General features: G+C 59.9%; 10 protein-coding genes. 6 read left to right on the top strand and 4 right to left on the bottom strand.

The window, feature by feature from the left end; genetic code table 11:
- Nucleotides 1-311 precede the first annotated feature (311 nt).
- Genes efeU through efeO (K5D32_RS11365) form a run of 4 tightly spaced genes read left to right on the top strand, consistent with a single transcriptional unit; the run spans nucleotide 312 to nucleotide 4,564 of the window.
- Nucleotides 312-1,160 (top strand): iron uptake transporter permease EfeU, encoded by an 849-nt coding sequence (gene efeU / locus K5D32_RS11380; RefSeq protein WP_221575737.1) that lies wholly within the window; start codon nucleotides 312-314, stop codon nucleotides 1,158-1,160.
- 8 nt (nucleotides 1,161-1,168) lie between these two features.
- Entirely contained in the window at nucleotides 1,169-2,377 is a 1,209-nt protein-coding gene (gene efeO / locus K5D32_RS11375) for an iron uptake system protein EfeO (RefSeq protein ID WP_221600285.1), read from the top strand.
- Nucleotides 2,378-2,399: 22 nt separating this feature from the next.
- Nucleotides 2,400-3,710 (top strand): iron uptake transporter deferrochelatase/peroxidase subunit, encoded by a 1,311-nt coding sequence (gene efeB / locus K5D32_RS11370; protein WP_221600282.1) that lies wholly within the window; start codon nucleotides 2,400-2,402, stop codon nucleotides 3,708-3,710.
- A gap of 29 nt (nucleotides 3,711-3,739) precedes the next feature.
- A complete protein-coding gene (gene efeO, locus K5D32_RS11365) occupies nucleotides 3,740-4,564 on the top strand; it encodes an iron uptake system protein EfeO (protein WP_221600280.1) in 825 nt (274 codons plus the stop codon).
- 77 nt (nucleotides 4,565-4,641) lie between these two features.
- Here efeO (K5D32_RS11365) and K5D32_RS11360 read toward each other — a convergent pair whose 3' ends face one another.
- From K5D32_RS11360 to K5D32_RS11350, 3 genes are all read right to left on the bottom strand, one after another.
- The gene (locus K5D32_RS11360) at nucleotides 4,642-5,412 is read right to left on the bottom strand and encodes a molybdopterin-dependent oxidoreductase (RefSeq protein ID WP_221600278.1); all 771 of its coding nucleotides are present in this window, start codon (nucleotides 5,410-5,412) and stop codon (nucleotides 4,642-4,644) included.
- Nucleotides 5,405-6,028 (bottom strand): cytochrome b/b6 domain-containing protein, encoded by a 624-nt coding sequence (locus tag K5D32_RS11355; protein WP_221600276.1) that lies wholly within the window; start codon nucleotides 6,026-6,028, stop codon nucleotides 5,405-5,407. The genes K5D32_RS11360 and K5D32_RS11355 overlap by 8 nt, the downstream gene beginning before the upstream one ends.
- 224 nt (nucleotides 6,029-6,252) lie before the next feature.
- The gene (locus K5D32_RS11350; RefSeq protein WP_201018466.1) at nucleotides 6,253-6,858 is read right to left on the bottom strand and encodes a hypothetical protein; all 606 of its coding nucleotides are present in this window, start codon (nucleotides 6,856-6,858) and stop codon (nucleotides 6,253-6,255) included.
- 202 nt (nucleotides 6,859-7,060) lie between these two features.
- On the opposite strand from K5D32_RS11350, the gene K5D32_RS11345 reads away from it, so the two are divergent.
- The gene (locus K5D32_RS11345; RefSeq protein ID WP_201004637.1) at nucleotides 7,061-7,756 is read left to right on the top strand and encodes a heavy metal response regulator transcription factor; all 696 of its coding nucleotides are present in this window, start codon (nucleotides 7,061-7,063) and stop codon (nucleotides 7,754-7,756) included.
- A complete protein-coding gene (locus K5D32_RS11340; RefSeq protein WP_221600274.1) occupies nucleotides 7,729-9,120 on the top strand; it encodes a heavy metal sensor histidine kinase in 1,392 nt (463 codons plus the stop codon). Before K5D32_RS11345 ends, K5D32_RS11340 begins: the two co-directional genes overlap by 28 nt.
- On the opposite strand, the gene K5D32_RS11335 is transcribed toward K5D32_RS11340, so the two are convergent.
- Entirely contained in the window at nucleotides 9,117-9,785 is a 669-nt protein-coding gene (locus tag K5D32_RS11335; RefSeq protein WP_221594647.1) for a polysaccharide lyase family 7 protein, read from the bottom strand. The two genes, K5D32_RS11340 and K5D32_RS11335, sit on opposite strands and share 4 nt — an antisense overlap.
- Nucleotides 9,786-10,063: the final 278 nt, after the last annotated feature.

Genomic DNA, 10,063 nt, shown 5'->3' with positions numbered 1-10,063 from the left:
ACACATCTTGTTGATATCACCCTCCAAGCCTAGCCTCTCTCGTTGGGTGCAGATCAACATACAAGGAGCGAATTCATTCGCGAAGGTCAGGTACATCCGACAGATATATGTCGTTTGAAACACTGTCTTCGCGAATGAATTCGCTCCTACGGAATCGCCGCTCTCTCTACCTGAACCTGACCTGAACAGCATCGGCATCACCGGAAAAACAACTGGCTCTCATTCGGGAATGAGTATCATTATGTTACTTATTGTTTCAGCCAAACAGCCCGCTGGAACACCTCACCCCGAAGCCTTTACCCCGGTGAACCATGCTTGTTCCGTTTTTGATCATGCTGCGCGAAGGTATTGAAGCCGCGCTTATCGTTGGCATCATCGCCAGTTACCTGAAACAGACCGGCCGCGGCGAGTGGATGCCTGCGGTCTGGATCGGCGTATTCCTCGCCGCCGCCCTGGCCCTGTTCGTCGGCGGAGGCCTTGAGCTGATGAGCGCCGAATTCCCGCAAAAGCAGCAAGAGCTGTTCGAGGGCATCGTCGGCCTGATAGCGGTCGGCATTCTCAGCTCCATGGTGTTCTGGATGCGCAAGGTGGCGCGTTCCATCAAGCACGCCCTGCACGCCTCACTGGACGCTGCCCTCGCCGGCTCGAAAAACCAGACTTACGCCCTGATCGCCATGGTGTTCTTCGCCGTGGCCCGCGAAGGGCTGGAAACCGTTTTCTTCCTGCTCGCCGTCTTCCAGCAGAGCGAAGGCACCAGCGCGCCCTTGGGTGCCCTGCTCGGCCTGCTGCTGGCCATCGGTTTCGGCGTGGCGATCTACAGCGGCAGCATGCGCCTGAACCTCGGCCTGTTCTTCCGCTGGACCGGGCTGTTCATCCTTGTGGTTGCTGCCGGGATTCTGTCCAACTCCGTGCAGGCGTTGCATGAAGCCGGCGTGTGGAATCACTTGCAGGATGTGGTCATCGACCTCAGCGCAACCCTGCCGATGGACGGCCCGCTCGGTTCGATACTGGCCGGCATGTTCGGTTATCAGGATGCGCCGACCGTCAGCACCCTGAGCGCTTACCTGATCTATCTGATCGGCGCGCTGGTGCTGTTCTTTCTGCCCCACACCCCGGCAGAAAAACAGCAGCCCTCACCCACTTCCGTCACAAACGAATAAGGGCCTACATGTCGAACCCTTCCTCTGAGCTTTCCGGGAAAGCCAGGCCTCCCCGCGCCTTGCGACTGGCAGTTGCCGGCTCCGTGATCCTGATGATCGCTGCCGGCGGCCTGTTCTACTACGCCTCCCAGGTGGCTTCGAAAAAACGGGCTGCCAACAGCGGCAATGAAACAGTGGTCAATATCCACGCCCACAACTGTGAGCCCAACGCACTGACCGTGCCTGCTGGCAAGAACGCCTTTCGCATCGTCAACCGCTCTGAACGTGCTGTGGAATGGGAAATCCTCGATGGCGTGCTGGTGGTGGAAGAGCGTGAAAACATCGCGCCCGGCCTGAGTCAGGTAATCAACGCCAACCTGCAACCCGGCGACTACGCCATCACCTGCGGCCTGCTGAGCAACCCGCGCGGTACCTTGCATGTCACCCCGACCGCCGAGTCTGAAGCCAAGGCAAAAGCGCGTCCGTCCATGGTGGCGTTTATCGGCCCGCTGTCCGAATACCGCGTGTACCTGAGCCAGCAAAGCTCGGCGCTGATCAAGGCCGTCACCGCCTTGCAACAGGCCATCGAAGCCGGTGACCTGAGCGCAGCACAAGCAGCGTACACCCCGGCCCGCACGCTGTATCAGCGCATTGCTCCTGCTGCACAACGTCTGGCCGAGCTGGACAACGCCATCAACGCCCGCGCCGACTACTACGAAAAACGCGAACAGGACCCAGGCTTCGGCGGCTTCCATCGCGTCGAGTACGGCCTGTTCCAGCAGCACAGCGTCGAAGGCCTGACACCTGTGGCGCAACGTCTGCAAACCGATGTCGCCAGCCTCAAGCAGCAACTGCTGGCCCAGACACTCGCGCCGGAGCAACTGGCCGATATCGTCGCCCGCAACATGCACAGCCTGGCGGAAGTGCGCAGCAAGGGTGAAGAAGAGCGCTACAGCCACAGCGACCTCAATGGCTTCGCCGCCAACCTGGAAGGCACACGCAAGGTCATCGACCTGCTGCGTCCGCTGCTGGCCAAGAGCGCGGGCACCCAATTGCAGAATATCGACAGCGCATCGGCTGCGCTGGATGAACAACTCAAGGCGCTGAAAACCGATAACGGCTACCGCCCTTACGATCAGGTCGATGCAGCACAGCGCCAGGCAATTGCCGACAAGGCCAAGGCTCTGGCAGATGCGCTCAACGGAATCGACTCGGCCCTCGGCCTCTCCGACCTCTGACAGATGTGAACAAGTGACTACGATGAAAAATCCGGAATCCGATAACGCGCCCCACTCCCTTCAGCGTCGCCGCGTTCTGCTGGGGCTCGGTGCCGCCGGTGCCGCGCTGGCAGGCAGCAGCCTGAGCGGCAACGCCCTGGCCGCTGCCACCGCCCAGGTCACCGAAGCGCCGAACAGCGACAAGACCCAGGACCACAATGCGTTCCATGGCATCCACCAGAACGGCATCGTCAACCCGCGTCCGGCGGCGGGCATGTTGGTGGCCTTCGATGTGCTGGCCGCCGACCGTGAAGACCTGGAGCGGATGTTCCGCACCCTCAACGAGCGCATCGCTTTCCTGATGATCGGCGGCCCGGTGGCTGAAGTCGATCCGAAACTGCCACCGCTGGACTCGGGCATTCTTGGCCCGGTGGTCACCCCCGACAACCTGACCATCACCGTGTCAGTAGGCGAGTCGCTGTTCGATGAGCGCTTTGGCCTGACTGCCATCAAACCCAAGCGCCTGAGCCGCATGACAGGTTTCCCCAACGATGCGCTGGAAGCCAGCAGTTGCCACGGCGACCTGAGCATCCAGTTCTGCTCCAACACGCCGGACACCAACATTCACGCCCTGCGCGACATCGTGAAAAACCTGCCGGACCTGCTGCTGGTGCGCTGGAAACAGGAAGGCACGGTGCCGGCCCAGGCCCCTAAAAAGCCAGGCCAGCCAGCGGAAAGTGCGCGCAACTTCCTGGGCTTCCGTGACGGCTCGGCCAACCCGGATTCCAACAACCAGAAGACCATGAACGAACTGGTCTGGGTCCAGCCCGGCAGCGACGAACCGGCCTGGGCCGCCAATGGCAGCTATCAGGCGGTGCGGCTCATCCGCAACTTCGTCGAGCGCTGGGACCGCACGCCCTTGCAGGAACAGGAATCCATTTTCGGCCGCACCAAAAGCACTGGCGCTCCCATGGACGGCAAGGTGGAAAGCGACGTGCCGAACTACGCGGCCGACCCCCACGGCAAGAAAACCCGCATGGACTCGCACATCCGCCTGGCCAACCCGCGCACGCCGGAAACCCAGCGCAACCTGATCCTGCGTCGTCCGTTCAACTACTCCAACGGCGTCAACAAGAACGGCCAGCTCGACATGGGCCTGCTGTTCATCTGCTACCAGAGCGATCTGGAAAAAGGCTTCATCACCGTGCAGACCCGCCTCAACGGCGAGCCATTGGAGGAATACCTCAAGCCTTTCGGCGGCGGCTATTTCTTCACCCTGCCCGGCGTGACCGGCGACAAGGATTTTATCGGCCGCTCATTGCTGGCCGCCTCAGCGACTGCCCAAACCGCATGACCTTCAATCACCTGACCCGGAAGACACCCATGAAAAAGACGCCTCTGGCCTTGCTGCTGACCCTTGGACTGCTTCAGACCCCGCTGGCGGCGTTCGCCGCCACCGCGCCGCTGGACCTGGTCGGCCCGGTTTCGGACTACAAAATCTACGTCACCGAAAACATCGATGAACTGGTCAGCCACACCAAAGAATTCACCGATGCGGTCAAGAAAGGCGACATCGCCACCGCCAAGAAGCTGTACGCGCCAACTCGTGTCTACTACGAGTCGGTAGAGCCGATTGCCGAGCTGTTCAGTGACCTGGATGCGTCCATCGACTCCCGTGTGGACGACCACGAGCAAGGCGTTGAAGCCGAAGACTTCACCGGTTTCCATCGTCTGGAATATGCCCTGTTCTCGCAGAACACCACCCAGGACCAGGGCCCGATTGCCGACAAGCTGATGGCCGACGTGAACGACCTGCAAGCCCGCGTGACTGACCTGACCTTCCCGCCCGAGAAAGTCGTCGGCGGTGCTGCTGCATTGCTGGAAGAAGTCGCCGCCACCAAGATCTCCGGCGAAGAAGACCGCTATAGCCACACCGATCTGTATGACTTCCAGGGCAACATCGACGGCGCGAAGAAAATCGTCGACCTGTTCCGTCCGCAGATCGAGAAACAGGACAAGGCCTTTGCCACCAAAGTCGACAAGAACTTCGCCACTGTGGACAAGATCCTGGCCAAGTACAAGACCAGGGATGGCGGTTTCGAAACCTATGACAAAGTGAAGGAAAACGACCGCAAGGCCCTGGTCGGCCCGGTCAATACACTGGCCGAAGACCTGTCGACCTTGCGCGGGAAACTGGGCCTGAATTGAGTCGACCTCTTCGCGAATGAATTCGCTCCTACACAATTTGTAGGAGCGGATTTATCCGCGAAGAAACCAGCGAACCCTCAAATCCCGCTAAACCAGTTATACCCCTGATCCTCCCAATACCCGCCGGGGTTTTCGTTGCTCACGATGATCTCGACGATGTGCTTGGGGTTCTTGAAGCCCAGCTTGGTGGGCACCCGGACCCGCAACGGGTAGCCGTAATCGGGCGGCAAGGCGACTTCGCCGAAGTCCAGGGCCAGCAAGGTCTGGGGATGCAGGGCCGTGGGCATGTCCAGGCTTGAGTAGTAACGGTCGGCACACTTGAAGCCGACAAAACGCGCCGTGGTGTCCGCACCGATATATTCCAGAAACGTCCTGAGCGGCACGCCGCCCCACTGCCCGATGGCGCTCCAGCCTTCGATGCAGATAAGCCGTGTGATATCGGTGCGTTGCGGCAGTTTGCGCAGGGCTTCCAGCGTCCATGGCTGCTTGTCGCGCACCAGCCCCGACACCGCCAGCCGATAGTCGGACAGTTCCACCTCGGGCACGTTGTATTCCGGGTAAAAGGCATTGAACGGGAACGGATTGGTGATCTGCGCCTTGCTGTAGGTCGGTGCCAGTTTCTGGCCGTTGAACAGCCAGGCCTGAACCCGGTCGTTCCAGCGCGACATGGCCCACAGCACTCTGTCCACCTGATCGCCGTCCTGCAGATTGCAGCCGGTCAGCATCGACATGGCACCCACGGTCAGCCCGGCGCGCAGGAACGAGCGGCGCTGGATATCCACCAGTTGAGTCTGTTGTGCAGGCTCCAGACGGATGCGCTGGGTGATGCGTTTACGAGGTTCATTCATGGCCGGGGTTTCCGTTTTCAGCCGGCAGACGCCCGCCAGTAATCATGGGCAACAAGGTGCGCGGGACCAGCACGACCAATGCCAGATGAGCGATGACGAATGCGCCGATGGCCGACATCGCACCGAAATGCACCCAGCGGGCAGCGTCGTAGCCGCCCATCAGGCTGGCCAGTTCCTGAAACTGCACCGGTTTCCACATCGCCAGCCCGGACAGCACGATCAATACGCCCATGGCCAGCACCAGCCAGTACATCAGGCGTTGCACGGCGTTGTAGCGACCTTTGATATGTGCCAGACGAAAGCGCAAGGCATCGGCAATATCGCGCTTTACCTCGGCGGGACGTACCGGCAGCAGGTCACGCTTGAAGTGGCGACTGAACACGCCATACAGCACATACATCAGGCCATTGATCACCAGCAGCCACATCACCGCAAAGTGCCAGGCAATCGAACCACCCAGCCAGCCGCCAAGGGTGAGTGATTTGGGAAAGGTAAAAGCCATCAGCGGCGCAGCGTTATAAATCGCCCAGCCGCTCATGAACATGCAGACCATGCCCACGGCATTGACCCAATGAGTCAGGCGCACGGGCCAGGGATGAATGGGACGGGTTTTCATGATTTTCTCTACCTACAATCGCTCTCATCAAAAATAAACGCAACGCCATGAATTAAAACGCTTTTCTGTAGGAGCGCGCTTGCCCGCGATCGAGTGCGAAGCGCTCGCAAAAATCTACGACTGCTACGCAGCCGGTCGCGGGCAAGCGCGCTCCTACACCGTCCTCTGTTTGCTGCGCGAAAGCGCGGTGCCAAGGCGACGTGTGATCTCCTACGCGCGTTCGATCACATCGGTGGGGTGTACCCATCCTTGCCCACGGCAACCCCGCGAGCGGATTTGCCGTCGTCGGCCGGGAACAGCACGATCTTCGCGCCTGCTTTCAATTCACTGCGCTGGCCCGGTTCGACGTAGGCAATCGGCACATCTTCAGGCACCACCAACTGTTTCTCGCCGCCCTTGTAGAGCACGCTCAAGGTGCGGCCATTGGCTTTGGACAAAGTGCCCACCGTGCCATTGGTCATGGTGCCAGTACTGCCATCGGCGTTTTCCCAGCCGTAATGGCCTTCACCGCTGCCTTTGAGGCTGGCTTCAAACACGGTGACTTCCAGCGCCTTGAGCGTACCGTCAGCCTGGGGAATGGCTGCCGAGCCGACGAAGCTTTCCGGCTTGATGGTGTCCAGATCAGCCTTGGAGACCAGACGGATGCCGGTCTTTTCGGTCAGTTGAATGCTCTGGTGCTGGCCGGCACGAGTGGTGAAATTCAAGGTGTCGGCCTGAAGGCTCTCGACCGTGCCACGCATCGGTTTGACCACCGGCAGATCAGCGGCCTGGGTCATGACAGCGGCACTGAGCAACAACAGGCCGAAGGTAGTGGAAAGCGCAGTCTTCATCGGTTATTCCCTGGCAGATTGAATGGAGCACCATCATTCCCTTGCTACCGGTACTGCAAAATGACCCGCCAATGACATTTTTGTCATTCACGAAACCGAGCCAATCAATGACAAAAATGTCACCGACTCGCCGCTGGCAACTGGTTAGACTGCCGGCACCGGCGCGACTGAAGGCGCCTGCCAGAGTGTAGCCAGCATCACGATGCATATCCTGCTGATTGAAGACGACACCAAGACCGGCGAGTACCTGAAAAAGGGCCTCGGCGAATCCGGCTATCAGGTCGACTGGGCACAACATGGTGCAGACGGCCTGCACATGGCGCTGGAAAACCGTTACGACCTGATCGTGCTGGACGTGATGCTGCCCGGCATCGATGGCTGGCAGATCATCGAAGTGCTGCGCGCAAAACAGGATGTGCCGGTGCTGTTTCTCACCGCACGGGATCAATTGCAGGACCGGATTCGCGGCTTGGAGCTGGGTGCCGACGATTATCTGGTCAAGCCCTTCTCCTTTACCGAACTGCTGCTGCGCATCCGCACCATCCTGCGCCGGGGCGTGGTGCGTGAGGCCGATCATTTCCATCTGGCCGATCTGGAACTGGACCTGCTGCGCCGCCGTGTTACCCGCCAGCAACAGGTCATTGTCCTGACCAACAAGGAGTTCGCGCTGCTGCATCTGTTGTTGCGCCGCGAAGGCGATGTGTTGTCCAGGGCACAGATCGCCTCCGAAGTCTGGGACATGAATTTCGACAGCGACACCAATGTGGTGGATGTGGCCATAAAGCGCCTGCGCAGCAAGGTCGACCTGCCCTACCCGATCAAGCTCATCCATACCGTGCGCGGCATCGGTTACGTCTGCGAGGTACGGCCATGCAACCCGGACGCCAGCCTTCCCTGACCCTGCGCTCGACCCTGGCCTTTGCGCTGGTGGCGATGTTCACCGTGGGCGGTGCGGGGTTGTATCTGTATCAGTCGATCAAGCAGACCGTCATGCAGCGCAGCGACCATGCGGTACTCGCCCGGCTGGATCACTTTCGCAAACTGCTGCGCTATGACCTGACCCTGGACAACCTCAAGGCCAGCCCGCAGTTGTTCGAGAACATGCTCGACAGCGAAGAAGACATTTTCATCATCGGCGAACCGGACAAACCGCCGGTGATTGCCGTGAACCCGCAACGCGCGCCACTGCCGGAACTGCCAACGGTCGCTCAGGATCAGCCCCTGAGTGTCAGCGACCTGCGCAGCGGCATGAGCCTGCAAGGCGTGCCGCTGCGGGCGGCGTCAGTTCAGGCGATGTCCAATGGCGTGGAGTTGCGCCTGCAGGCCGCGCACCTGATGGTCAAGGAAATGGCCATGCTCGCCAGTTTTCGCGAACGCATCTATGCCGCCATGACGCTGACCTTTGTGCTGACGGCCTTGCTGGGTTACGTGCTGTTGCGCCGCGGCTTGCGCCCGTTGCGGCAGATGGCAGCCCATGCGGCCGGTATCTCCCCGACAAGCCTGCACAACCGCCTCGATACCCGCAACACGCCGGTGGAGCTGCAACAACTGAGCGACGCCTTCAACGCTATGCTCGACCGGCTGGATGACGGCTATCAGCGCCTGACGCAGTTTTCCGCCGATCTGGCCCATGAGATCCGCACGCCGGTGGGTTCGCTGATGGGGCATTGCCAGGTCGCGTTGCGCCAGACTCGCAGTGTCGATGACTATCAGGCCTTGCTGGCTTCCAACCTCGAAGAACTGGAGCGGATTTCACGGCTGGTGGAAAGCATTCTGTTCCTGGCTCGTGCCGACGAGGCCCAGGCGGTTCTGGAACGTCAGCCGCTGCAATTGCAGGACGAACTGCAACGAGTGACGGGCTATTTCGAAGGGCTGGCCGAAGAACGGCAACTGGAACTGCATGCCAGTGGCCAGGGCAAGCTGGACGCCGACCCGATCCTGCTGCGCCGGGCTTTGAGCAATCTGGTCGCCAACGCCATTCGCTATGCCGACGAAGGCAGCCGGATTCTGGTACGGGTCGTGTCTCTCAAGCATGAACAGCGGATCGAAGTGGAAAACCAGGGACCCGTACTGCCCGCTGCAACCCTGGACCGGCTGTTCGACCGTTTCTACCGTGGCGACTCATCGCGCCACGAAAGCTCCGATTCCAACGGCCTGGGGCTGGCCATCGTGGCGGCGATCATGCATTTGCATGGCGGTCGCGTCGAAGTTGCACAGCCTGAGGCCGGAAGGATCTGCTTCAGCCTGGTATTTACCGGTTAAGCCTTCTTGTCGTGGGCAATGGTCAACTTGTAGAAAGTCGCCGCGCCACCTTCGTTGGTGTAACCGGTGTTGTCCTGGGTATAAACCCCGGCCTTGAAGTAGAACAGCTTGGTGCTCCAGGTCGAGTCCAGGCTGGCGTTCCAGATATGGTCGTAGGCATTGACCGTGAGACTCCCGCCAGGCGTCAGGTGGATGCTGTAGCTGAAGCGCTCATTGAGCGGAACCCCTTGGGCGATCATGATCACTTCGATTTCGGCATCCGGGCTGCGACGAAACTTGGCGACGATATTGCCGGTCTGCAGTTTTTCCTTGTACTGATACTCGACCTTGAGCAACGGCTCGGTGCTGCCGTAGCAGTGGATCTGGCCAATCACGATCTTGCCGCTGGAAGGCACCTGGTTGACGGTCAGCGAAGCCCGCAGAAAATTGTCCGCACTCGGGTAAGCCCAGTTGTGGGCTCGACCATCCGCCGTGGTCTCGCGCAACTCGGTACGCGGGTACTTGGCATTTTCCGTGGTAGAGCCGGTAACCGGTGCCCAGAAAAACAGGGTATTTCCTGAGCGGAAATAACCATCCTCATAGCCACCCATGAGTTTCGGGGTGTCGATGGTAGTGGCTGGTGTCCCGACAGGTACGGACAGATTCCAGGTGGCGAGGTCGATCATGGGGTTGCTCGCAAGGTGCGCAGTGGCACCGGCAGGATGGCTCTGGAACGGGCGTTCTGCGCCCGCTGGATTCGTCCTGACTATCGGCTGAAACGTTTATTTTTTAAACATCGACCCACGGCAAATTGGCGTCAAAAGAAAGTCACAAAAACCCCAAAGCCATTACTTTGATGTCATTTGTATCGAAAGTTTGACAAGTGGGTTTTTTGCTCTAAGCGGCGATTCATTTGGAAATAGTCAAGAACCGGGTGCGTCATTTTTTTGAATGGCGATCGCCG

Origin of the sequence: Pseudomonas cichorii (assembly GCF_019719005.1) — a bacterium.
GTDB classification, from domain to species: domain Bacteria; phylum Pseudomonadota; class Gammaproteobacteria; order Pseudomonadales; family Pseudomonadaceae; genus Aquipseudomonas; species Aquipseudomonas cichorii_E.
The sequence above is the reverse complement of the archived record's forward strand: the minus strand, read 5'-3'. Positions and strand labels throughout refer to the sequence as shown.